Raw genomic sequence first — 23,246 nt, 5'->3', positions numbered from 1 at the left:
CCTTTCGTTGCGCTCGCTGACCGTGGAACGCGCTGCAGTGCCGCCTTCACGCCGCCGCCCTAGAGCCTAAAGCAAAATCTCCGACGAGTTGTCAATTTTCGACTATATAGTTGAAAACTCTAAAATCAACGCCAAAGCGGTGGGCCATCAATGCCGACGACGAACAGGCCCCGACGATGAAGCCGTGCCGGTCGCCGCCTAGCCGCCGATCGCGAAGGGGTGTCGATCGGGGCCTCTATGCACGGCGGTCCGTCGGCCGCCCGCGCCCTGCGCCTGGCGGTTACGCCGGACCCGTGCCGTCGAGACCGTCTTCTCGCCACGGCTCGATCGAGGCCTCCCCGTTGATCCGCTCGTACATTTCGTCCACCGACTGCTGCATGAACTGCGCTTTCGGCCATCCAGAGTGAGCAGCGAACTGCAACACCAACTCGCGCATTTCGTCGTAGGTGATGTCACCGGACTTCATGGCCGAATACACGTGTGACTGAATGGGGATGATGGTGTCGTCCAGTCCCACGCACGCCAAGGTGATCCAGCGGCGGTCGCGTCGGTTCAGCCCTGGGCGCCTCCACAGCTCACCGAAGACGAAATTGAGGATGCCGCTCTCGTAGTAGGGGACACCCCGCGGCGGCGCATCGCAGCAATTCACCTCTCGAAAACACTGCTCGCCGCCTAGTTTACGGAGTTCCTGGTCGGCTGGTGCTGCGCTGAGTGGCTGCGGGAGACGCCGAGAAACTACAGCGACGCCCTCGGCGTGCAGCCGAACCAGTTGCTCCTTCAGAATCGTCTCGGTGACCTCAGCCTTCGGCCAGCCGCAGTACACCGCAAAGTGCAGGATGAACTCGTCGAGTTCATCGACCGTGAACTGGCTCGTCTTCAGCGCGGCGTAGAAGTGGTCGGCAAGCGTGCTGTGTGCGTCGGCACCTGCAGCGCAGCTCACGGCAATCAGTCGGCGGGAACGAAGGTCGATTCCGGGACGTGACCAGATCTCGGCGAACACGAAGTCGATCAGGGTGGCTGCCCTCGGAGTTGCTGGCTCGGTCGGCTCAACAGCCATGATGTCGCGATACAACGCCATGCCCCGTCGGCGCCGTTCCTCGGCGTCCACTTTTGTCGTGCTGACGCTCATATTTCCTTCACGCTGGCTTAGGTAGCCAGAACCCTTTTCGTATCAACGAATCGTCACTCCCGCATCGACCTTCAACTGAGTGCCGGTGACGAAGCGGGCTTCGTCGGAGAGCAGATAGAGCACGGCGTTACTGACATCGACGGCATCGATGTAGAACGTCGGCATCGCGTTCTGGAAGATCGGCCCCAGATCTTGGCGCTCGCCGCTCAACATTTCCATCAACCTCGGTGCCTCGATACCGGTTTCGACACCGGTGGGATGGACGGTGTTCACGCGAATCGCGTGATTGGCGAGTTCGTTGGCCAACGCCATGCTCAACCCGACCACCCCGTGCTTGCTTGCGGTGTAAGGCAGATGCAATGGAGTTCCCTTGATGCCCGCCGCCGAGCTGATGTTCACCAGGCTGCCGCCACGTTCCAGCATGTGCGGGATCGACGCCAGGCAGGTGTTCCAGGTACCAATCAAGTTGACGTCCAGAACAGTTCGCCAATCCTTGTCGGTCGTTGACTCCCATGTTCCACAAGTCAAGACACCAGCGTTGGACACAGCGCCGTCGAGATGTCCGAGTCGCTCAACACCCGTTCCGACGACGTCCTGCATCAGCTGTCGATCTCGGACGTCGACGCGAGCGGCGTGAACCCGCCGGCCCAAGGCCTCCACTTCCTTCACCGTGCTCGCCAGGTCTTCGGCCGAGCTCATCGCATAGCCGATTCCATCGATCGAGCTGCAAATGTCGACGAGGATGAGGTCGGCTCCCTCCTCCGCCAGTCGAATGGCGTGACTGCGTCCCATACCGCGTGCTGCGCCGGTGACCAGAACGACCTTGCCGGTCATGCGTCCCATGAAAGTGCGCCTTTCGTCGATCGTGAGTCGGCCGCCACCAGGTTCAGCGCACGGTGAAGCCGGCGTCGATGGGCAGAGCGATGCCGGTGACGTACTTGGCCTTCTCGCTCACCAGCCACTCGACGGCGTCGGCGATGTCGTCGGGTTGCAAGATTTCGATCGGCAGGGCGTTTTGCATCGCCAGCAGTCCTGGGTCGCCGGACGCGACCATCTGCGCCATCGCGTCGTTCATCGTCATTCCGCTGACCACGCCGGTCGGGTGAATGGTGTTGACCCTGATGTTGTGCGGAGCCAAGTCCAAGGCAAGGCATTGCATGAGCCCGACGATGCCGCGTTTGGCCGCGGTGTATGCCAGAGCACCAGTCATGTGCGTGCCGGTGCCCTTGATTCCGGCTGATGAGCTGGTGATGACGATGGAGCCTCCTCGACCGCCATCGATGAGGGGTTGGCGGGCCAGGAAACAGGTGTTCCAGACGCCGGTCAAATTGGTGTTGATGATGTCGTTCCAGGTGACGATCGGGTCGTCGTCTGGGCTGTAGCGCACGATGCCGGCATTGGCGATGGCGATGTCGAGGCGACCGAAGTGGGCGAGTCCGTCGTCGAGCACGGCCTTCAAAGCTGCCTGGTCGGCGACGTCGGCGATGCCCGTCACGATCTTGGCGCCGGCGCTTTCCACCAGATCTCGGGTTTCGTCGAGATCAGCTTGAGTCGCGTTCGGATAATCCATGCCCGGCAGATCGCGACATATGTCTGCCGCGATGATGTTCACGCCGTGGCCGGCGAGCCGCACAGCATGTGCGCGGCCCTGGCCGCGGGCCGCGCCGGTGATGAACGCGACCTTGCCGGCAAAAAAGTCAGACATGATGAAACTCCTTAGGTGTCAATGCTGTACCAGGACTAATGAGGTAGCGCAGGCGAGCCGAAGCCGATGCGCGGTGCCTGATTGCAGAGCCCTGGCTGCCGTGTGAGCGCGCGCCAGATTCGTGGTGTGCACGTAGTTGGCCAACCCGAACGAGGTGTCGTTTGCCAACGCGATTGCGTCCTCGTCGCTACGGAAGGGGGACACCGACACCACCGGCGGAAAAATGTGCTCGTGCACGCCCGCGCTGGAATTCGAAGGCCTGTACCTCGGCAGTTACCGTCATGCACGTAGCTCCCTCCAGCCGTGGCGACTGGCGCCTGTAAACCAGCCGTCCGTGACTTAGTTGCCGAGTACGTGGCGATCCAACAGCCCGTCCACCCTGACGACACTACCGGCAGACATGTCCCTTGAACGACAAATTAGGATAAAGTGTCGGTCAAGTCAAGCTTGGGTCCGAAGTCGAGGAGCGGTTGAATGGCCGGTATGGCGACACGGAGTGCTGCGGCGCGGGCCCCGGCATGGGGTGCAGATCTGCCGACGAGCGACGATCAGGCGCGCGAACGGTTGCTTGATGCCGCAGAGAAGTGTTACGCAGAACGTGGCGTGGGCCGAACGAAGATGACGCACATTGCCAACAAGGCAGGGGTACACCGCAGCACTGTTTACAGCTACTTCCCGAATCGCGACGCCGTGCTGGCCGAGTGTTTTCTGCGCGCCGTGACCGCAGTGCTCGATGCGGCGGATTCCTGTTGGGACACAGGGGAATCGTTCGCCGACCAGCTGGTGAATAGCTGCATAGTCGGCCTCGCCGTAACGCGAGAATCGCCGACCATGCGAATGTTGACCTTCGACGATGAAATGGGGCGCACCTTTCATGCGGCTTCAGCGTCCGAGAAGTGGCAGAACCGTTTACGAGACGGACTCGGCGAGCGATTCGCCGCCGCCGCGGCAAGGGGTGAAGTTCGCGACGATGTGGCTCCAGAGACGATGGCTCACTGGGTGACTCGCATCTGCTTTAGCCTCATCGCTGAGCCTGGACCGGCCGAATACGGAGGCGACGAGGGACTGCTGCGGGCCTTTCTTCCTGGAGCGTTCTCGCCGCGGTGAAGCCGTGTCGCGTCGCCGAGGTGAACGCGGCGGTTCGATCTAGCGCCAGCCTGCTACAGAAGAACGGCGATCGGAGGCGGCTGCCCCAAACCTCAGCCGGCGGGTAGCAGTGCGACCAGTGCTGCGACGTCGCCGATGCTGCGCAGCAAGTCGTTGAGGTGGGTGCACGTCGACGTTCCGTGAAGTTCATGCCGAATGCGAAAGTGCAACTGATCCAACCTCATTCCGGCGAGGCGGGTTGCGCTGGCGACGGCGCCCGGACATTCTTGCCAGGGGAGCACCCGGGCTACCGCCTGCGAGCTCAAGATGGTCTGGGTATCGGAATCCACCACTGCCTCGACCGTGTACTCGTGGATGATGGTTTCCGTGCCGTCGGCCCGGACGTAAGTGTCGCGAAACATCGCATCGATTCCTATTTCGGCTGCTCCCCCATGGTTTCCCACGTCCAGCCTGCGGCGACGACGCATCCCGTGGATAGGGAGCGCTACCATTTCGTGCCAAGCCAGCGGGTCGTCGGGGTCCTCGAGGCCCGGCGCCGGCGGTCCGGTCACAACGGCAGGGTCTCCAGCCTCGAATGAGGTCATCAGCAGACCGCCGGTCACGAAGCCCGCGCATTGGTCGGCGACCGGGAGATAGCCCGATGTGGCGCCGTTCCCCAGCGCGCCGGACGCCGACAACGCATGCCCCGAGATCAGGGTGGCGACCGGGACATCGTCGAGCAACGTGTAGCGCAAGTCGCGTCGCTCCCTTAATTGCGGAGCCGTCTCGTCGACCGCGGCTCGGAACCCGCTCATCGCCGGGGCACCGACCAGATGCATGCACGCGACCGCGGGCTCGACGTCAATCTGCTGAACCACGCGGGCGAGCATCTCGACGGTCACTCGCGTTCGGGCTTGGGCCATCTCGACGGCAGTTCCGTCGTGCGTGGTCATGAGGTCGCGTGCCCAACCAGATAGATGCACCGGATCCAGCGAGCCCGGATCACGCGTTATGTCAATGGAACTCGTGCGCCGCACCGAACCCGGTCGCCGCGGCGGCGTGCCCGTCGTCGGCTCGTGAATACCGTGCAGGGGATGCATCCTGAAATCGGGTGCGCCCAAGTCGGTTCTGGTCATAGCGGCGTCACGAGTTCACTGTGCCGAACTTCGCCGCAGCGAGGACGCTGCAGAACTCCAGATGTTTCCGTCGGAGTCGTAGAGCCCAAAGAACTCGGCATCCGGCCGCACGCACGCCGTCGGTCGACGGGTGAAGGCCAATTTGCTCGCCAGGATTCCCACGAAATGTCTCTCTTTTCAGTCTGGCGTGTGGCCGGTGTGGATACGTGGCCAACCTCAAGCGCTCGTCGGAGTCGTCGACCCCGACGCTGCGGTTGCCGCACGAACACGAGGCGCGAAAGTGCCCACGCTCGGGCAGTATCACCTGCCCGTCACGGTCGGCCTCGACGGGCACCGGATCGGTGCCGATATGGAAGGCAAGCGCCATGCCCGCCCTACACATCTCTCGTCGCGGGCTCCGGTCATCGCAGACTCGTCGGAGTCCACCATTGGCATCGAATCATCGGTTGGCATGGAAACCTCGTCGCTGTGAATCGTCAAAGCACGTGAGCACGTTTTAGAAACCTAACGTGAAGTCGAAAGGTTTCTCAAGAGTGTGCCCATCCAGTCAGCAGCCCTGGAGGTGGCAGGGCCCGGGGGACAATCAGATAAACATTTCTCTATATCATGGTAGGCTTCTTCTCATGCGTCGTGACGCTTCGACGCGCGGCGGATTGGTGCGGCTGACACGCGCCTCGATGCGTGTCCGGCAGGAAGGAACATAGATCATGGGGTTGCTCGACGGTCGGGTTGTTTTCATCACTGGCGCGGCACGCGGTCAGGGCCGTTCGCATGCAGTCACTCTCGCAGAAGAAGGCGCCAACATCGTCGCCGTGGACATCTGCCACGACATCGACGCCGTGCCCTACAAGTTGGGCACGTGGGAAGACCTTGAAGAGACGGCACGGCTCGTCGAGAAAACGGGCCGACAGATGCACTTCCAGGCGGCCGACGTGCGGGATAAGTCGGCCCTTCAGGCCGCGTTTAACGCAGGTGTAGAGCAGTTCGGGCATATCGACACGGTGCTGGCCAATGCCGGGATCATCCTCACCAACCCCGACGAGGTCGACGCCTCGGAGTCATTGCGGCTGGGCATCGACGTCATGCAGATTGGTGTCTGGAATGCCTTCCAGGTCGCGATTCCCCACATGAAGGAACGTGGCGAGGGCGGACATTTGATTGCCACTAGTTCGATGGCGGCACTGCTGGACATGACCGATGGCGGTGGAGGCTCCGACGCCTATGTGATGGCCAAGGTGGCCATTGTTGGACTCGTCCGAGCATACGCTAATTTGCTTGCCGCGCATCGAATCCGGGTTAATGCTGTGGCGCCGACGAACTGCGCGACGCCTATGGTCCTGGAAAACCCAGCGCTGTTCAAGGTGATCGAGCAGACGCCACACATGGCCACCGCGATGCAAACGGCGTTGCCGGACTTCCCGATGATCGAGCCCAGAGACGTCAGCAACGCCATCCTTTTCTTGCTGTCGGATCTCGGCCGCACATTCACCGGCAGCGTCCTCAAGGTCGACGCAGGCATGGACGTCCGCCGCTGAACAGTTGCCACCCTGGGCACGGCGTGACGCTCCGAGGCGCAATGCCTTTAGCGTTACCCGACTCACGAGACCCATGCCTTCGCCGACCAACCTCGAAGTCACGTCCGGGCACTGACGGCAACTCAGCAGCGTCCTCTGCCGTCTTCTTCAGCAACTCCCAGAACGCGTGCTCGGTCCTGACTCCGTGTTACCTCAATTGACTGCTGACAGTGGAGTGTGGCGGCCTGATCTTCGGCCTCGACTCACACCAGCGGCGTTGGCCCGAAGTCCCAGCAGTATGCGCACCGATTCTTGAACAGCGTTGTGCAGACAGTGGATAACGCCGCAAGCGAAGTTGCCCACCACCAGCTCGAAGCGCAGGCACGTCGATAACGATGTGCGTCGGCCCGACGCATTACCGGCCGGTCAAGAAATGAGCTCCTTGCCCGGTGTGCAAAGGGTGCCAATAGTTGACCACGAATCTTCACTGTCTGTAGCCCAGTATTGTCGCGATGTGCGGAGCGGTCCATCGCACCCGACGCTTCGTCGAAAATGATCTCCACCAAGCGAATCGCCACGGCACCCCGTGAACGGCTTGATCAACTTCTGCAGCGGCATGCTGTAGGCCATCGATTCGTCCCACTCACATACCAACTACGGGTGCGAGCACCTCACCCACATCGGTGATCAGTCCCGGGGTATAGCCGTGTGACGGCAGGTTAACGACCACCCCGGAAATTCCGACGTCGATCACGTATCGCTTGATCTGCTCAGCGATGTCGTTGAGATTCCCGACGGCCACGCGAGAATTCGGCGCAAATGCTTCAGAAGCGCCGGCGGCGTCAGTAACGACGACTGTTATCAGAGCACTCGTCTCAAGGGTGACCGGATCGCGATCGTGCTCCTGGCACCGTCGCATGAGGGCTTCGACCTTGCCCGGCAGCCGGTCGAACGGAGCAATGACATTGAGATGGTCGGCGTAGCGAGCAGCCAACGCGAATGTCTTCTGCTCCCCGCTGCCGCCGATCAGAATAGGCATGTCGTCGCGAATGCGCGGGTTGTTTAACACTGATTCAGCGTGATACCAGCGGCCTTCGAATGTGGGTCGCTCCCCACGGAGCATCGGTGGGATGATCTGCAGCGCTTCCTCGAGGCGTTCGAAACGGTCGGTGAAGGTGCCGAACTCGAAACCAAGCTGCCTGTGCTCAAGTTCGAACCAGCCGGCGCCGATGCCCAAGAATCCCCGACCGCCGCTCATCACATCGAGGGTGGTCACCGACTTCGCGAGCAGCGCAGGGTTCCGGTAGGTGTTCCCGGTGACGAGCGTGCCCAACCGCACCCGCCGCGTGGTCGTGGCCAGTCCCCCGAGGGCGGTGTACGCCTCCAGCATCGGGTCCTCGAGCGCACCTAGATGCGGAAGTTGGTAGAAGTGATCCATCAGCAGCACCGCATCGAAGCCAGCGGCTTCGGCCTCTTGGGCCTGCGCGACCACGGCTGGGTAGAGCTCGGAAACCGGTGCGCCGTAGGAAAAATTGGGGATCTGCAGGCCGAGCCGCAGAACGCCGCTACCACGGTGAGTGGCCGAAGACTTCGCGGCGTCAGCAGCTGACGGCAACACGACCATCAATCGGTTTCATCGGGCCGGCTCACCCAGGCACGAAGCGTCAACAACATCGGTCACTGCGACGGCGCAGGAAACGACGCCGGAGGTGCCATCGGGGACTCGATCGCCGATCAATCTTCGACAAAGCTGATGGCCCGTTCCGGACAGTTGGATACCGCCGAACGTGCCTCGGCGAGATGATCGTCGTGGACCACGCCGCCGCCGACGACATGTCCGTAGCCTTGGTCGTCATCCTCGAAGAGATGCGGAGCCAAAGAGTAGCAGAGTCCGTGGCCGGTGCAGGCGACGCCGTCGAGGTTGAGCTTCATCCCTCTGCCTTGTCGAACTCCAGGTGAAGCGATTCGAGCCCGACAGTGCCATGAGGCCAGTGCACTTTGGGTGTGGTGCCGGACTTGATCCGGTAGTGCGGAATCCGCTTGTGCCACTCCTCGTACACGATGCTCAATTCCAGTCTGGCCAGATGCGAACCCAGACAGCGGTGTGGTCCCATCCCGAAGCTGATGTGCGGGTTTTCCGGCCGGTGGAAGTCGATATCGTGCGGGTTTTCGAATACGGCTGGATCCCGGTTAACGGCGCCGAGATACGTCGACACACGTGTTTCCGCACAGAGCCGCGCCGACCCGATGTGAGCCTCGGCGGAGGTCACCCTCGGGATGAACGGGGCTGGCGGATCCAGACGAAGCAGCTCTTCCACCGCGGCGGGAATCAGAGCAGGGTCGTCGATGATCTCCTGCCGCGTGTCCGCACTCTCCGCAAGCCGCTGCATTGCACAACCCAGCGTATCCGTCACGGTGTCCAGCCCGGCGAGCACGAACAAGAAGCAGAGGCCGACGGCTTCGGCATCCGTGAGGTCGTCGGGTGGTTGTTTGGCCAATATCTGGCTCAGGACGTCATCACCGCCCTTACCGCGGCGCTGGGGAATCAGTTCAGTGAAGTACGTGTACATCTCGAGCGCCTTCATCATGCCCTCTTGAGCGGCGTCGCCGTCGGCGGCGAAACCGGCCCCCGTGAGGCCGATCACTGCGTTCTTCCACTCCCAAAACTGGTCGCGCATCTCGAGCGGCAATCCGAAGAACGTGAGGAATGCCTGGATTGGGAACACCTGAGCGACCTCGCTGACGAAATCGCAATGGCCGCACCGCGCGATCGGGTCGATGAGCGCGATGAATTGACTGCGCAGTTCGGCTTCCATCGGTTTGATGACGCGCGGACTGAAGAACGGCTGCAAGATCTGACGGTAGCGCGTCTGCGTCGGCGGGTCATAGGCGATGGGCACAAGCGGCACCGGGCTCTGCAGCATGTCGAACGCTTTGGCCGAAGAGAACGGGTCGGGGTGCTTGAGCACATCTTCCGCGCCGCGACGGGTGGTCACCGCATATCCATCGGCGACGGCGATCAGCGGGGCCACTTGGGTCGCCCGCCACGCCTGATCGCGTGCGACGTCCATGGGCAGTCCGTCCGTGTCGATCTGTGGAATTGCGTCAGCGGTCGTCATGGTCCCTCATCTGCCGTCGAAGTGTGCCGTACATCACTCTGGGTGTCTTGTAGAATCTAACTCACAGTCGAAAGTGTGACAAGGCGGCTCACTTGTGAACATCCACCAATCGCTGTGTCCGGCTTACCGTCAGTCGGGCTCAGGGCCGTGCACTGCTCAGCCGAAGAAACGTCACGCCGGCACGGTGAACGAACTATGGTCTCCACGGCGACGCGCATCAGCCAGCGCTTGGCGAATGAGTTTTCCGAGTTGGCGCTCGATCCCGCTGATGTTAGCGACGTGCAGCGCCGAGGCCGAGTCAAGCGCGTTGCGTTGAACGTGAGACTCATTGCTGTTCGGTGCCGTAACTCCGACGCATACGAAGCCGACGCCCCGCAAGCGGGCTTCGCTCATGGCGTGGCGGGTGTCGCCCGAGGCCTGGGCGCCGTCGTAGCCGTCATCGTAGGGGTGCCCGTCCGAAACGAGGATGACCACCCGCTTCATTGCTTCGGTCTGACGTTCCAAGATGGCGGTGCAATGACGAACGGCACCGCCGATCCGCGTGAAGCCCGCCGGACTCAGGTGGCCGATTCGCTCGATGGTCAAGGCCGACAGGCTTTCTCGTAGACCCTTGATCGGCATCACGTGGACCATTTCGCGGCCCCAACTGCGGAACGCGTAGAAACCAACAGGCACTCCGAGCGCATCGAGCGCGGTTGTAATGCGATAGGACATCTTGAGGTGTTGGTCGAACACCGATCCGGTTTCCCCGTCCACGCGCGCCGTCGTGTCCAGCGTCGAACTGCTGACGTCCAAAAGTACCAACGCCGCGACGCCCGGTCGCTGTCGCTTCTTCCCGATGAAGGGCAGCGGCGGAGAGCCGGATCTGCTTCGGCGCCAGTATGCTAGGTCGACGACGCCATCGGTGTGCAATTGTTCACCGAATTCGTTGCGCCCGTGTGGCGCAATCTCCAGCACGTTACGAGCGAGGCTGCGTGTAAGCGCCGTCGGTGCCCTCATTACCTCGATGCGAGCGAGTGCCGTGTGGTCACGGAAGCCATCCGGATTCCATGGCTCGAGTTCGTGCACGGTAACCCAGTCGTTGCGATACCGCTTCGAACTCTCGTCCCATTCCGGATAGCGGGCGTCGCCGCTGTAATTGCCGCCGATGAATCTGTGAGCGGCCGAGGCGATGCGGCGGCCGATGTTGACTCGGCGTCCCCCGCTGGGCCGCCTGCTCGGTTTGGCCACCGGCTTTCCGCCGCCGGCTTGGGATGCCGCATCTGCAGATTTGCCACCAGAATGCTTGAACAGACTCTGGATCAGCCTGGCCATCGGGTGGTTCGGCGTCAGCGGATTACTCAGCAGATCAAGGGACTTGGCCTCGTCGCTGTTGGTGTCGGGATCGTCCGCCTCATCGGCGTTTGAGTCATTGCGTATCTTCACGTCGCCGTCGTGCTCCCGGCCTGTACGCGCTGTCGCCGCCAATACCGCACGCGCGGGTCTGAGCTGACCGAAGAATTCGGGTGCAGGAGGAATCTGGGTTCGCGCCAATGCTATCCGCATCGACTCTTCGGCTGAACTGGTCCTGGGGATGTCCGTCAGCCCAGCCGCTAATGCTGCTACAAAGGGCGGCAATCGATCCGAGGTCAGCGAGAGCGCACGCAGACCTTCCATGGCGCAGTAGCGCGTGCACGCGCCAGACCGCCCGATGAGGTGACGCAGGACCCGCGGATCAAATGATCCGGCACCGTACATCGCGGCTTGTACGACTACTTGAGCCCGGGTCAGCGTGGTGAGTCGCCCGCCGTCGACTGCGATCGTGTTTCCCGACATATGGACGCCTTCGTCTTGCCCGGTCGTGGCCTTGACACACACCAGGCGTCCCGATACCGCACGGGCCAGCATTTGCAAGCCGGCGACGGTCGGTTGATCAGTCGATGTAGGCATCGATCAGTTCAGCGATCGACCTCGTGACCGTCGCGTCGTCGGTCAGCATGGCCGCGATCGCGCTGCGTGCCGCGCGATTGAGCGAAAGTCCGTTGGCGTGCAGCCGTGCCGCCGCGATCAAGGCCCGAGTCGACACCATCTCCGACATGCTCGGCTCGTTCAGATGTCGCACTGCTTGACCTAGTCGCACCAGTGTGGCGACGGCCTCGTCCGAGGCGCCCGACTGCTCCTTCACTATTTGGTGTTCGAGTTCCGGTGGTGCGAAGTCGAGTTCCACGGCCACAAAGCGTTGACGCGTTGAGGGCTTGAGGTCCTTGAGCAACGTCTGATATCCAGGGTTGTAGGACACGATCAGCATGAATGATTCAGGGGCATCGAGTGTTTCATTGAGTCGATCAATGAACAACTGTCGCCGATGGTCTGCAAGGGAGTGAATCACCACCGTTGCGTCGACGCGGGCTTCGACGATCTCGTCGAGATAACAGATGGCACCACCACGAACCGCCGTGGTGAGCGGTCCGTCCTGCCAGACGGTGTCCGCGCCCTCGAGCAGATAACGCCCCACCAGATCTGCGGCGAGCATGTCCTCATGGCACGACACCGTGACGAGGTCCAGTCCGAGTCGACGTGCCGCACTTTCCACCAACTTCGTCTTACCGCAGCCCGTCGGACCCTTCAGCAGCACCGGCAGACGCGCTCGCCAGGCTCCCAGCAGGATGTCCAGTTCATCCCCGACGGGATGGTAGTCGTCGACGACGCCGAGTGTGAGGTTGTGATTGTTGATCACGGGACCACGTTGGGAGGAGTGAATCGTCATACGTCCTTGCTCAGGTTAAGTAGGGCAGTTGAATCGTCGTTCGGCCGCTTAGTAGGTTTCCTCAGCCCCCGAGGTATACGTCGACCCAAGTGCGGCCGTCACCGGGGATGTCACGAGGCGAGCCGGGTTGACCACCAGTCGAAATGGGCCGTCCCGCAGCGGGATCGGGACATGGATACGGTGTTTCATGCCCGCAGATCCCATTGATCAGGTGCGACGGATAGACAGCGTGGCCGTCATTGTCGATCTGCAGGCCGATCCCGATCATCACGATGTTGTAGCTCAGGTAGCCGATGTTCGTCACCGCGGCGACGGCCAGGATCTGCAGGCCCACCTTTGCTTTGTTGGACACATTGAGGCGGTCGACCCCGCGCTCGACGACGGAATGGCCACGGTCATCTAGATAGAACCGCAGAACCATCAGCGGCGCCCAGGCAAGTCCACCCCACACCAGCGACTCATAGAGGGGGAATTGGTGCGATGTGCCTTTGAAGAGCGTCAGCCAGCTCACGGTGTTCGGATAGGCGATGATGTGCCCGTAGCACAGCACGGTCTCGATGACGAAGTCGGCGAGCAGCATAAAGCCGAGGGACCACAGGATGATGCCCAGCTTGCCGGTCTGTGGCCAGCGCCTCATTACGACCTTGCGCAGGAAACCGCAACCGATCATGCACAGCGACGCACTCCAGATGAACCCGATGCCGATCAGGATGGTCGGCTCGGGCATGAGGTTGCCATGAGGTGACACCCAGCCGGGCATGTCGGTCGTCCACGACCCGAAGTTCATCATCAGCGACGAGTACGAGAACTGCGGCGTGACGTAGTTCAGAATCGGATCCCATTGGATCAGCAGCAGGTAGGCGACTATGAGGATGGCGTCGAAGGTGACCCGCCGCTCCCGTATGCATCGCCTGCCGACGTAGATCAGAGTTCCGATGACGGCAATGATCGTCAGCACCTGGGCGCCGATGTTCCAGGCCAGATCCCTGCCCAGCTTCGGGTTGTTGGCACCGATCGGCGTAGGCGTCGCACGACCACCGAGGATCCAACTCGACGCGACGTAGATCGCCAGGGCGATGAACGCCGCACCGACCGTCGCCCAAGCGACGATCGGAACCGTGGTCCGCACCCGCGGCGTCTTCATCAGCTTGTCAGGGCCAGCACTCGCGAGCGGCCCTCTTTCCAACGTCGTCATGCGCACGCCCCTTCGTGACGAATTCAACAACGAATCCCTATCTGTGAAATGTATAACGTGTTCGACACGATGGGAAGCAAAATCTAAATTCTGATCGAAAATAAGCAAACAGACCTCCGGCGACGCCTGCGCACACGCGGCGGGACCCCGTCATCGAGGTAGGCGTCACGGGGGCCACCATCGGCGCAAGCGCTGCACCGCATTCGGTCATCCATGTCGTGAGTACCGCGGATTCGCTCATCGCGGGTAACCACGAACGGCCCGGTTGCATGTTCTCGGCTGGGCGCGTGAGCCGCGGCTGTCAGCCTCTGCTCGGTGTCGTCATGCGGGATGGTGCGGTCGGGATCGAATCGGCTCCAAACGCGCTGCGCCTATGATCGTCGACGCCAAATCCGGCTATCAGTTGTCAGCTTCCCTGCGCTCACCCCGCGGAGTCCAGCCCGTCACCGACACCGTATTGAGGTCCAGCGTTTCGCCCAGCGTCAGCGTTCCGGCCGCGGTGCCCTTGAGCCACTCGGCCATGACCTGGTCGGGCTCGCGATCCAATTCGTATATCACCAGATATCGGTGCGCAGGCGGCGGCAAAGGAGCAGGCAAGTCTTCCTCGCGCACCTTCACCTCCGAGAGGACGTAACGCTGTGCGGCTACCACTCCGGGCAGCGCGAGCACCTCGCGCACATGGCGTATGTCGTACCACTCGTTGAAGGCGTCGTCTTGGCCTTCAACGGGATTGGTCATCACAAGAAAAAGGCTCTTGGCCACCGACACAACCCCCTTGGCAGTTCCGAGGTGGACATCTCACGCACTATGGCAGCCAACTGTCACACTGTCAACGCCCACTGAAGCGCGTCAGATCAGACCGCTCGACGTAGGTGCATTCCGACAATTCAGCTTGGTAAGGGAGAAGGCGTCGTGGGTGTCCTTGGCGATTAACGCAACTGCCGCGTTCATCGCGGACTCCTCAACCGCCTGCACTCGCGATGCCATCACGCCCATCGCATCGCAGCGTATTGGCTGATGCCAGTTAACTGCCATACTCAGGCCCATCGAATACACCGCGTGATTTCGATCCGGTGCGCACCCTGTCGACCGATCCGAGGAAGGCTGACCATGCGGTTCAGCGTCGTCCTGCCCAACAGCGTCCACGTGGCCGCGCTCACCCAGCCGTGGGAGTGTGGCCTTGCCGGCAGCGACATCGCGCACGTCGCACGTACCGCCGAGAAATTGGGCTTCGCGCGCGTATTCATCCCGGAACACTTCGTGACACCCACATCGCAGGTAGAACTGTCGGGCAATCACTACTTCGATGCCACGACAGCGCAGGCCTACATCGCCGGCGCCACATCGACGATTTCGATTGGATCGATGGTCACGATTCTGCCGTTGCACAACCCCGTCATCGCGGCGAAGTCGATCGCGACGCTGGACTGGCTTTCCGGTGGCCGTGCGCAGGTGACGGTGGGGGTAGGCTGGCTCGAAGAAGAGTACGACGCCATCGGCGTCCCCTTCCGCAGACGCGGTCGGCTCACCGATGAATACCTCGCGGCGATGTTCGAAATGTGGCACAGCGACACGCCCGCCTATAACGGCGAATTCGTCAGATTCCGCGACATCGCGTTCGGCCCAAAGCCGATTCACAAGCCCCACCCACCGATCTGGATGGGCGGCGACGCCGAGGCCGTGCTCCGTCGAGCCGCCCGATTCGGAGATGGCTGGGCGCCGTGGCAGACCCGGCCCGAGGACTTCCCGGCCAAGCTCGATTACTTGAAGTCGCAGCCTGGCTACGATGGCCGTCCGTTCGCGCTTTTCTTCAGCTTGGCTTCGCTGAATATCGGCTTGGCGCACGAAATCAACGACGACCCCCATTCGCAATTCGGTCAGAACGCTCAGCAGGTCATTGACAACTGCAACATGCTCGCCGGCCTGGGCGTCACCGACACATGGGTGAATCCTCCACCGGTGGCCGACTTCAGCGCCTATCTCGATCATCTGCACTGGGTGGCCGAAGAAGTGATGCCGAAAGCAGATTGATCAAGGTTGGCAAGCCTGGCGACATGACTATCACCACGCTGGTGGTCGCCGACGTGGTCGCGAGACGGCGTGGGCTCTCGGCCCCTGATGCCGAGTGCGCGATGCCCGCCACGGTGGGGATGAGCCTGCTGGAAAGCGCTATGAGCCAGTGGCTGGCCGGAAGCGCTCGCAGTCCTTCTCGGACTTCACGTTCCGTACCGTCGATCGCGACGTCGTGACGGCCGAGGCCAACACCTGAGGCGGGATGCGGCGCCGTGGTGCGTCGCCATCGTCGTCACAGCCGCCCTTCGACGCGAAGCGCGGGATGGACCCATTCCGGCGACCGTTTCTCCTTGAACGCCGTGAAGCCCTCTCGCGCCTCGGGCCCCAGGACGCTTTGGTACATGTTGATCCGGTCGTACAGCCCCATGTAGTTGTCGAGATTGCCCTTGACCACTGCGCGCGCCTGCGGTGCGGTTCGGCAGCATTGAGCGAGTATCTCGCGCGCGGTGGTCAGCAAGTCGGCGTGAGGAACGACGCGGGAAATCATCCCCCATTCGAGCGCCTCCTCGGCCGACAGTACCCGGCCGGTGAACATCAGGTCCCGCGTGCGAACCGGTCCAATGATCCGTGCGAGCATCTGACTGTAGTAGGTATCAGCAATGCCGCGGTACAACTCCGGTACGCGAAAAGTCGCACGCTCGCTCACCACCGCCATGTCACTGCACATCGCAATCTGCAATCCGCCGCCCTGCGCCAGGCCGTTGACCGCGGATACCACCGGCTTGGGCGACTGACGCAAGGCCTCGAAAGGCGTGACGTCCATTCCCAGGGCAAAAGCCAATTCCATCCAGTTGTCCTCGGCGCGGTGCCCGAGATCGCCGCCGGGGGCGAACACGTCGCCGGTGCCCGTGATCAGCAGACCGGCCAAGTTGTCGTCTGCAGCCACTCGCGAGACTGCGTAGCGAATACCGAAATACATCGCCGCTGTCATGGCGTTGCGCGCGTGCGGACGATCCAGTGTGACTATCGCTAGCGCACCCTCGCGCTCGAACCGCAGGTACGGTGTGCCCAGCCAGTCGCCGTCCGGCGGTCGAGCCTCACCTGCGCTGATTTCCTTCGTCATGGACCGTTCTTCTGCGATTGATGACATAGGACTGTCATATTAGCAGCCAAAAGGCGTGCACATGCGCAGCAGAAGCTGCTCAATTCCAGGGATATACCGATCGGTGAATCACCATCTGACAGTCATCTGCCGCGACCCTTGGGGTGAACCCGTGGTCGCTGTCAACGGACAGTCCCGCTGAGCCCGGAGGAGCGGCCGACCCGGATGTACTCCATTCGAACCCATCCGGCACTCGACAATCGACAGTTCTCGGTGCCCTACCACCTGGTCATGTTGACTATTGGACAGCAGCACGCGGTCATCGAGGAGATCCCAGTGCTCAATTTGGCCAGAGCGCCCAAGATTTCGTCGACAACTGCGGATAACAGAGCGGCTGCACCCAGGGGTCCACGTATTGCCAGGACGAGCTGCTCCCCATGGGCCATGCCGAGCGACTCGACGCCTGTTTCCGTGCCTCCTTAGCGGAAGTGGACTCGTGGCCCTTGATACGGATATAACTATATGCCGGATTAGCGAAGGGTTAGGAGCTGAGCACTGCGCTGCTGCTCGAGATGGCAGTCTCGGGCCGGGTCGCCCATCCCGGATCGCATCGAAATCGTCGATCATCTGCGGCCACCGAGACCGGCAAGGTGCTGCGGCGCGAGATGTCCGAGGCCTGGGCGAAAACATCAGGAGTGCAACATGATTAGGGACAGGAGCCACCTGCAGAGCCAGTCCGCAACAGCCAGGTGACCGTCGCACCGGCCATCTCCAGCCAGGGCGGAGTCGGCGTGCTCGGGGCCAGGCGAGTGAGCTCGTATGACGATGAGTGGGCAGTGTGAGCGTATTGCGAGAACCTGGCACGGTTTACGCGGTGGCTTCACACCCAGCGACTAGTTGAGGAGCGACATGACCAACACCGGCCGCCGGCCACCACACGCGGCGCTGAAGATTCCGGCGGGTGACGTCACCATGGTCGCGGATGCCTATGGTGATCCGTCGGATCCGCCAGTGGTGTTGCTGCACGGTGGTGGCCAGACCAGGCATTCCTGGGGTTCGACCGCTGCCGATCTTGGCGCCAAGAACTGGTATGCCATCACGGTCGACCTGCGTGGGCATGGCGACAGCAGCTGGTCCCCGGACGGCTACTACGGGCTGGACCGGTTCGCCAACGATGTGACCCGGGTGGGCGACTTCCTCGGCCGCCCACCGGTCTATGTGGGTGCCTCGCTAGGCGGCAATTCCTCGTTGGCGGCGATCGGGGTCCGGCCCGATCTCGCGCTCGGCTTGGTCCTGGTGGATGTGTCGCCGTTCCTGCAACCAGCGGGGACGAGCCGGATCCGCGAATTCATGGTGTCGCACGCCGAGGCCGGCTTCGGCACGCTGGAGGAGGCCGCCGATGCCGTCGCGGCCTACGTTCCTCACCGACCGCGGCCGCGCAACCTCGACGGCCTGAAAAAGAACCTGCGCTTTCGGGACGGCCGGTGGTACTGGCATTGGGACCCTGCGTTTATGGCGTCGCCGAACGATCAGGCCGTGCAGCGCGATCAGCTCATTGACCCAGCCCGGCTGGGTGCGGCGGCGCGGGACCTGCGGCTGCCGACTCTGCTGGTGCGCGGCGGCGAGTCCGATGTGCTCAGCGTCGGCGACGCAGTGCGCTTCCTAGAGTTGGTGCCGCACGCCGAGTTCGCGTCGGTTGCCGGTGCGCACCACATGGTGGCCGGTGACGACAACGCGGTCTTCGAGAACGTGCTCGACGACTTCCTCGAGCGCCGGGTGCGCTCGCGGCTCAAGCTGTTCGACACTGCACGCTGACGAGGCGAATACGGCGAGGATGTGACGGCACTGCCTGCGACGGCGGCGACCAGCATTGGCAATCGGCCACGAATGCACTCATGGGCACCCGGCACATCGACTGGTACCTCTCCCCCGTGATCACTGCACTTCCGTCACGAGAAGCGGCCAGGGAGCGGGCCGTCGAGATCGCGTACGGCTACCTCGGTCTGCGCGCCCGGACCACGCTCGCAGAGACCACTCAGCTCGGAGACGAACTGATCGGGACGGCTGAGCAATGCCAGGGACGAGGCCGCAGGAAACGGCCGGCGAGCCGATGACTGAGGTTCGTGAAGCACACGCGGGCTCAAAGAATTCCCTGTAGCCCTGTCAGGGGCTTCAAGTCATGAACGCCGCCAGTCGCGCAACTCCTCGACGATCGGCTGCCAGAGCCCTTCCGAGGTGTCATATGGCGCAGCCAGGGCAACCCGGCTCAAAACGGAACCGAATCTGTCCGTCAACGCCCGCGCCACATCCGGCGGATCGGCGACAACGGCGAAGGCGTCGAGCATCTCGTCATCGATAACCTCGCCTAATTGGCTCCAGCGATCAGCCTTGATCATGGCCCGCAGCTCATCACCGATCACTTCCCAGCCGTGGGTCTGCAGGACGGGAAGGTACGCGGGGGTGGACGCGTAGAAAGCAATGCGGCTGCGCACCGCCGCATCGGCGGCCGCCCGAGCGGCCGCGGTTTCACCCGTTACGACGAACACCGCTCCACTGATCTGAAAACCATCCAGATCGTCTCGACCCGTGGCTGCCCGGCCCTCGATAAGCGCAGGCAACGTCACGGACCTGAGGTACCGCTCGGTTGTAAAGCTGTGCAGGAGAAAGCCATCGGCGACCTCCCCCGCAACACGCGACATTTTGGGGCCAACGCCTGCCAGAAGCACCGGCGGATTGCCGTGTGGGTTGGGCCCCGGATCGAAGAACGAGGTCATGAGCGTATGTCGGTAGAACTTCCCCTCATGGTCAAGTCGCTCGCCGGTTCGCCAGCTCCCCCAGATCGCCCGGATGGCCAGGACGTAGTCGCGCATCCGGTCGGCCGGAGCTGACCAGGGCATGCAGAACCGGCGGCTGATATGAGCCTTCACTTGCGAGCCCAGCCCCAGCATGAATCGACCTCGGGAGTAGAGCTGCAAGTCGTTCGCGAGCAGCGCTGTGGTCATAGGGTTGCGAGCGAACGCGACGGCGATATTGGTGCCCAGGGCAACCGTGCTTGTGTCCTGCGCGCACATCGCCAGCAGCGGAAACGGATCGTGCTTCATCTCGGGCATCCACACTCCGCGATATCCGGCCGCTTCCGCTTTCTTCGCGGCGGCCAGGGCGCCGACGTCATTCGGAGCAACCAGGTCGACGTCCATGACTCTCCTTGATCGCGGGGTGGTGTTACCGGCGGGATGCTTCCAGCGCCGCACTGGCAGATTCTAGTTGTCGACAGATTCTAGGGTGAAATGGACTCCCACCGCCTCTTGTCGCATTATCGAACTTTCGGTAGATTTTGATCCACCTAGGGAAGGAATACTCGAGATGTCGTCAGCCGATCAGGGGTTCACATGTCACCCGGGCGAGCGTTATGAGATGCCCATCGTGTTCGGGCCGACGGAGCTTCCGCAGGTATCACAGTGGGGATATCTCCGAGCGCTCGACATCACCTTCGTCACCGATCCGGTCGCGGTGCGTCCACTGGTACCGGCGGAGCTCGACCTCCCGGAGCAGCCGACGGTCGTCATCAGCAGGCGCTCATTCGACCAGGTGGACTACCTCGCAGGTCACGGCTACGAAGAGCTGTGCGTCGGTATCAGCGTGACCCACAACGGCGAGGAGGGGACGACCAGAGGGAACTTCTGGCCCGTGATGTGGGTCGACCAGATTCGGCCGGTCACCGTCGGCCGCGAGTTCACGGGTTTCGCCAAGCTGGGCGCAGACTTCAGCCCGATACGAGACGATTCCGGCGACCTATCGTGGGAAATGTCGGAGTACGGAACGGTGTTGGCGCGCGGCACAATACGCAACGCGAAGCCAGTCGACGACGTCGCGCTGGACAAGATCGCGCAGGCGGGCAGCATCGGGTACGCCTTTTGTTCTCGCTACATCCCACCTATCGTCAACAGCCCCGGTGTCGACGAGGTGACTCGTTGCCAGATGCGTTCGCAGATCACTTCCGTGCAGGTGGGTGAGGCCGAACTCGAGTTGGCCTCACCCTCGTGGAAGGATGCTCCGAACGGGGCACGCGCAATGTCAGCCTTGGCTTCTCTCCCGATACTCCAACTCCGTCGGGCCATGGTCATCGAAGGATCCTCCTCCTTCGACCGCTCGACGATCACTGCTCTGCCCCGCACGCGATCGCTGAGTAGCGCGACCACCGCTGTCGCCGCGAGCGGGCCGGCGCGTTGAAGGTCAGCCTCAGCGAGGATCAGCGAGCAGTCGAAGAACTGTTCTCCGAGTTCTTCGCAAAGACTTCGGAACCGATCGTCGTCCGGCGAGCGGAGCCGCTTGGCTTCGACTCCGAGCTGTGGTCGAAGCTGTGCGCTCTGGATGCGCCGGCGATGGGGGTCGCGGCGGAGAAAGGAGGCGGCGGAGCCACCATGGCCGACCTCGTGGTCTTGGGCGAATGCGTTGGGAGATCGGTAGCGCCCGTTCCCATCATCGAACACACGGTAGCCTTGCGCGCCCTGCCCGAGCCGTCCGCTGAACTGCTCGCCGGGGACGAGCTTGCGACGATCGCGCTGCAGTCTGCAACCGGCGGACTCGACTGGGGCCTCATTCCCGCCGGGGCGGTCGCCCGCACCGTCGTCGGCCCGTGTGACGAGGTCACGGTAGCCGTGTCTGCCGAGCCCCCCGGAGTGGCGCCGGCAAACCACGCGTGCATGCCCGTGGCCTTTCGGACCTTCGACCACAACACCGCATCGAACCTAGGCGACAAGTCGGTGTGGTCACGTGCGCTGTCGGAGTGGCAAATACTCACCGCCGCATCGCTGGTCGGCATCGCTGCGAAGAGCCTCGACACCGGAGTGGAGTACGTAAAGTCACGCGAGCAGTTCGGCCGGCCGATCGGCACGTTCCAAGCGGTACAACACGGATTGGCCGATTTGCCGGGGCTTATCGATGGCGCCCGGCTGCTCACTTTCAAAGCGGCGTGGGCCATGGACACTTCGGATTCCACCGCGCCGAGGTCCACCGATGTCGACGACAACGAGGTCAACGATCCGACATCGCTTGCTTTGATGGCCTATCTCTTCGCGACCGAAGTGGCGGCCCAGGTCACCGACCGTGTGCTGCACTACCACGGCGGGTACGGGTTTGCCAACGAGTACGACATCGGTTTGTACTACCGCCGAGCGCGCGGCTGGTCGCTCGTGCTCGGCGACCCCGCTGTTCAGTACCAGCACTTGGCAGACCGATTGTTCGGGGCAGTCTCTACCGATGACACGTCGAGAAAGCGGTAGCGGCAATGGATTTCAATCTCTCCACTGAGGCGGCGGCATTCCGTCAGGAGATCAAGGACGTCATCGCCCTCACTTACACGCCAGATCGTCGCGGTGAACACCATCGCACCGGCACATTCGCCTGCCCGGCCTTGTATCAGGAGCTCGCACGGCGAGGGCTGCTCGAACGCACCGTACCGGGGCTGGGCAAGGGTGATCCGATCGAACTCTGGATCCTCTTCAACGAGCTCGAGAAGGCGACGGTGCCCTACGACGCACTTTCTGTGATGCTGATCGTTTCCGCGATGGTTAACCGGCTAGGGTCCGAGTTCCATCGAGAACGCATCCTCTCCTCGTTGCTTTCTGCGAAATCCTATGCCTGCCTTGGCTACAGCGAGCCGGGGAGCGGAAGTGACGTGGCTTCGGTGTCGACGCGCGCGATTCGCGATGGCGACCAGTGGGTGATCAACGGATCCAAGATGTGGACGACGATGGCCCACGAAGCCGATTGGATCCTGCTGCTGACGCGCACGGACCCGACTCTGCCGAAGCACCGCGGTCTCACCATGTTCGTGCTTCCCATGGACACTCCCGGCATTTCAGTGGAACCGGTGTGGACGATCGGGTCCGAGCGCACCAACGCGACGTTCTTCGACGATGTCCGCGTGGGCGATGAGTGGGTCCTCGGAGGCGTTAACAATGGTTGGGCGGCGATGGGCGTCGGGTTGTCGTTCGAACGCGGCGTCGTCGGTGAGACAAACGGCGGTGTTGCGCTGTTGCGGCATTTTCGGCAGTGGGCCGAAGACACCGGTGCGGTGCGCGACCCCGCCATACGACAGCAGATGGCCCAGACCGCTATGGACAATGAAGTCGCGAAGCTGCTGACACAGCGGTCGGCGTGGCTGGCGGCGAGCGGTGAGTTGCCCGTAGTCGAAGGTGCGATGACCAAGCTCTTTGCGACCACGGCATATCAAAAGGCTGCCCATTGGTTCCAACAGCGCGCCGGAGCGGCGGGTCTGCTTCGGTTTGGCGAGGCTGGCGCAGCCGCGGATGGTTGGATCGAGTACGAGGGCCGCCATGCACCACTTTGCACGATCCGCGGGGGCACTACCGAGATCAACCGCAACATCGTGGCGGAGCGTCATCTTGGACTTCCGAAATGCGTCTGACTCAATTGCCTTCGACGCCTTGGCTGTTGGTCCGACGGCCCGGCCTGCAACCGAACGAGGGTAGCCATGTT

22 protein-coding genes and 1 pseudogene are annotated in these 23,246 nt (G+C 62.5%); 9 read left to right on the top strand and 14 right to left on the bottom strand.

What is annotated here, in order from left to right; all coding sequences use genetic code 11:
* Positions 1–280: 280 nt before the first annotated feature.
* Genes C1737_RS24385 through C1737_RS24370 form a run of 4 tightly spaced genes read right to left on the bottom strand, consistent with a single transcriptional unit; the run spans position 281 to position 3,107 of the window.
* Positions 281–1,129: a carboxymuconolactone decarboxylase family protein gene (locus tag C1737_RS24385; RefSeq protein WP_067923884.1), complete on the bottom strand. Its 849-nt coding sequence runs from the start codon at positions 1,127–1,129 to the stop codon at positions 281–283.
* 42 nt (positions 1,130–1,171) lie between these two features.
* On the bottom strand, positions 1,172–1,972 hold the full coding sequence (locus tag C1737_RS24380; RefSeq protein ID WP_067923881.1) for a mycofactocin-coupled SDR family oxidoreductase: 801 nt from the start codon (positions 1,970–1,972) through the stop codon (positions 1,172–1,174).
* A 43-nt stretch (positions 1,973–2,015) separates the two neighbouring features.
* Positions 2,016–2,834: a mycofactocin-coupled SDR family oxidoreductase gene (locus tag C1737_RS24375; protein ID WP_102419665.1), complete on the bottom strand. Its 819-nt coding sequence runs from the start codon at positions 2,832–2,834 to the stop codon at positions 2,016–2,018.
* Between the two features lie 18 nt (positions 2,835–2,852).
* The gene (locus C1737_RS24370; protein ID WP_102419664.1) at positions 2,853–3,107 is read right to left on the bottom strand and encodes an aldehyde dehydrogenase family protein; all 255 of its coding nucleotides are present in this window, start codon (positions 3,105–3,107) and stop codon (positions 2,853–2,855) included.
* A gap of 201 nt (positions 3,108–3,308) precedes the next feature.
* On the opposite strand from C1737_RS24370, the gene C1737_RS24365 reads away from it, so the two are divergent.
* A complete protein-coding gene (locus tag C1737_RS24365) occupies positions 3,309–3,941 on the top strand; it encodes a TetR/AcrR family transcriptional regulator (protein WP_102419663.1) in 633 nt (210 codons plus the stop codon).
* A gap of 92 nt (positions 3,942–4,033) precedes the next feature.
* Here the strand turns inward: C1737_RS24365 and C1737_RS24360 are convergent, their stop codons facing one another.
* Entirely contained in the window at positions 4,034–5,056 is a 1,023-nt protein-coding gene (locus tag C1737_RS24360; protein ID WP_174813834.1) for a DUF2889 domain-containing protein, read from the bottom strand.
* 130 nt (positions 5,057–5,186) lie between these two features.
* On the opposite strand from C1737_RS24360, the gene C1737_RS26795 reads away from it, so the two are divergent.
* Together C1737_RS26795 and C1737_RS24355 are read left to right on the top strand one after the other, a co-directional pair.
* A complete protein-coding gene (locus C1737_RS26795; RefSeq protein WP_158243998.1) occupies positions 5,187–5,528 on the top strand; it encodes a hypothetical protein in 342 nt (113 codons plus the stop codon).
* Positions 5,529–5,763: 235 nt separating this feature from the next.
* Complete coding sequence (locus tag C1737_RS24355; protein WP_067923873.1) at positions 5,764–6,591, top strand: mycofactocin-coupled SDR family oxidoreductase; 828 nt, start codon at positions 5,764–5,766, stop codon at positions 6,589–6,591.
* Between the two features lie 622 nt (positions 6,592–7,213).
* Here the strand turns inward: C1737_RS24355 and C1737_RS24350 are convergent.
* The 7 genes from C1737_RS24350 to C1737_RS24320 all read right to left on the bottom strand — a co-directional run bounded on the left by C1737_RS24350 (position 7,214) and on the right by C1737_RS24320 (position 14,392).
* The gene (locus tag C1737_RS24350) at positions 7,214–8,194 is read right to left on the bottom strand and encodes an LLM class F420-dependent oxidoreductase (RefSeq protein ID WP_102419662.1); all 981 of its coding nucleotides are present in this window, start codon (positions 8,192–8,194) and stop codon (positions 7,214–7,216) included.
* A 110-nt stretch (positions 8,195–8,304) separates the two neighbouring features.
* A complete protein-coding gene (locus C1737_RS24345; RefSeq protein WP_067923870.1) occupies positions 8,305–8,502 on the bottom strand; it encodes a ferredoxin in 198 nt (65 codons plus the stop codon).
* Positions 8,499–9,689, bottom strand: a complete 1,191-nt coding sequence (locus tag C1737_RS24340) for a cytochrome P450 (protein WP_102419661.1) — start codon at positions 9,687–9,689, stop codon at positions 8,499–8,501. Before C1737_RS24340 ends, C1737_RS24345 begins: the two co-directional genes overlap by 4 nt.
* Before the next feature lie 171 nt (positions 9,690–9,860).
* The gene (locus C1737_RS24335; protein ID WP_369807570.1) at positions 9,861–11,576 is read right to left on the bottom strand and encodes a VWA domain-containing protein; all 1,716 of its coding nucleotides are present in this window, start codon (positions 11,574–11,576) and stop codon (positions 9,861–9,863) included.
* Positions 11,577–11,601: 25 nt separating this feature from the next.
* Positions 11,602–12,402: a CbbQ/NirQ/NorQ/GpvN family protein gene (locus C1737_RS24330; protein ID WP_067923969.1), complete on the bottom strand. Its 801-nt coding sequence runs from the start codon at positions 12,400–12,402 to the stop codon at positions 11,602–11,604.
* A gap of 94 nt (positions 12,403–12,496) precedes the next feature.
* On the bottom strand, positions 12,497–13,738 hold the full coding sequence (locus C1737_RS24325; RefSeq protein ID WP_142393487.1) for a spirocyclase AveC family protein: 1,242 nt from the start codon (positions 13,736–13,738) through the stop codon (positions 12,497–12,499).
* A 291-nt stretch (positions 13,739–14,029) separates the two neighbouring features.
* A complete protein-coding gene (locus C1737_RS24320) occupies positions 14,030–14,392 on the bottom strand; it encodes a DUF4286 family protein (RefSeq protein ID WP_068057263.1) in 363 nt (120 codons plus the stop codon).
* Positions 14,393–14,740: 348 nt separating this feature from the next.
* On the opposite strand from C1737_RS24320, the gene C1737_RS24310 reads away from it, so the two are divergent.
* Together C1737_RS24310 and C1737_RS27575 are read left to right on the top strand one after the other, a co-directional pair.
* Positions 14,741–15,661: a TIGR03619 family F420-dependent LLM class oxidoreductase gene (locus C1737_RS24310; protein ID WP_068057237.1), complete on the top strand. Its 921-nt coding sequence runs from the start codon at positions 14,741–14,743 to the stop codon at positions 15,659–15,661.
* Positions 15,571–15,768, top strand: a pseudogene (locus C1737_RS27575) (hypothetical protein); the annotation flags it as partial. The gene C1737_RS24310 and the pseudogene C1737_RS27575, both read left to right, overlap by 91 nt.
* Before the next feature lie 167 nt (positions 15,769–15,935).
* Here the strand turns inward: C1737_RS27575 and C1737_RS24305 are convergent.
* Positions 15,936–16,766: an enoyl-CoA hydratase/isomerase family protein gene (locus tag C1737_RS24305; RefSeq protein WP_197514468.1), complete on the bottom strand. Its 831-nt coding sequence runs from the start codon at positions 16,764–16,766 to the stop codon at positions 15,936–15,938.
* A gap of 888 nt (positions 16,767–17,654) precedes the next feature.
* On the opposite strand from C1737_RS24305, the gene C1737_RS24300 reads away from it, so the two are divergent.
* On the top strand, positions 17,655–18,560 hold the full coding sequence (locus C1737_RS24300; RefSeq protein WP_067923854.1) for an alpha/beta fold hydrolase: 906 nt from the start codon (positions 17,655–17,657) through the stop codon (positions 18,558–18,560).
* 362 nt (positions 18,561–18,922) lie between these two features.
* On the opposite strand, the gene C1737_RS24290 is transcribed toward C1737_RS24300, so the two are convergent.
* The gene (locus C1737_RS24290; protein ID WP_068057233.1) at positions 18,923–19,942 is read right to left on the bottom strand and encodes a TIGR03617 family F420-dependent LLM class oxidoreductase; all 1,020 of its coding nucleotides are present in this window, start codon (positions 19,940–19,942) and stop codon (positions 18,923–18,925) included.
* An 85-nt stretch (positions 19,943–20,027) separates the two neighbouring features.
* Here C1737_RS24290 and C1737_RS24285 point away from each other — a divergent pair, with 85 nt between their 5' ends.
* From C1737_RS24285 to C1737_RS24275, 3 genes are read left to right on the top strand one after another with little or no spacing between them, the layout of a single operon-like run.
* On the top strand, positions 20,028–20,975 hold the full coding sequence (locus C1737_RS24285; protein WP_142393486.1) for an acetoacetate decarboxylase family protein: 948 nt from the start codon (positions 20,028–20,030) through the stop codon (positions 20,973–20,975).
* A complete protein-coding gene (locus C1737_RS24280) occupies positions 20,972–22,027 on the top strand; it encodes an acyl-CoA dehydrogenase family protein (RefSeq protein WP_068057232.1) in 1,056 nt (351 codons plus the stop codon). Before C1737_RS24285 ends, C1737_RS24280 begins: the two co-directional genes overlap by 4 nt.
* Before the next feature lie 5 nt (positions 22,028–22,032).
* Positions 22,033–23,175, top strand: coding sequence for an acyl-CoA dehydrogenase family protein (locus tag C1737_RS24275; RefSeq protein ID WP_068057230.1), 1,143 nt, complete (start codon positions 22,033–22,035; stop codon positions 23,173–23,175).
* Positions 23,176–23,246: the final 71 nt, after the last annotated feature.

The sequence above is a fragment of the Mycobacterium sp. 4858 genome, from assembly GCF_900240975.1.
GTDB lineage: Bacteria > Actinomycetota > Actinomycetes > Mycobacteriales > Mycobacteriaceae > Mycobacterium.
The sequence above is the reverse complement of the archived record's forward strand: the minus strand, read 5'-3'. Positions and strand labels throughout refer to the sequence as shown.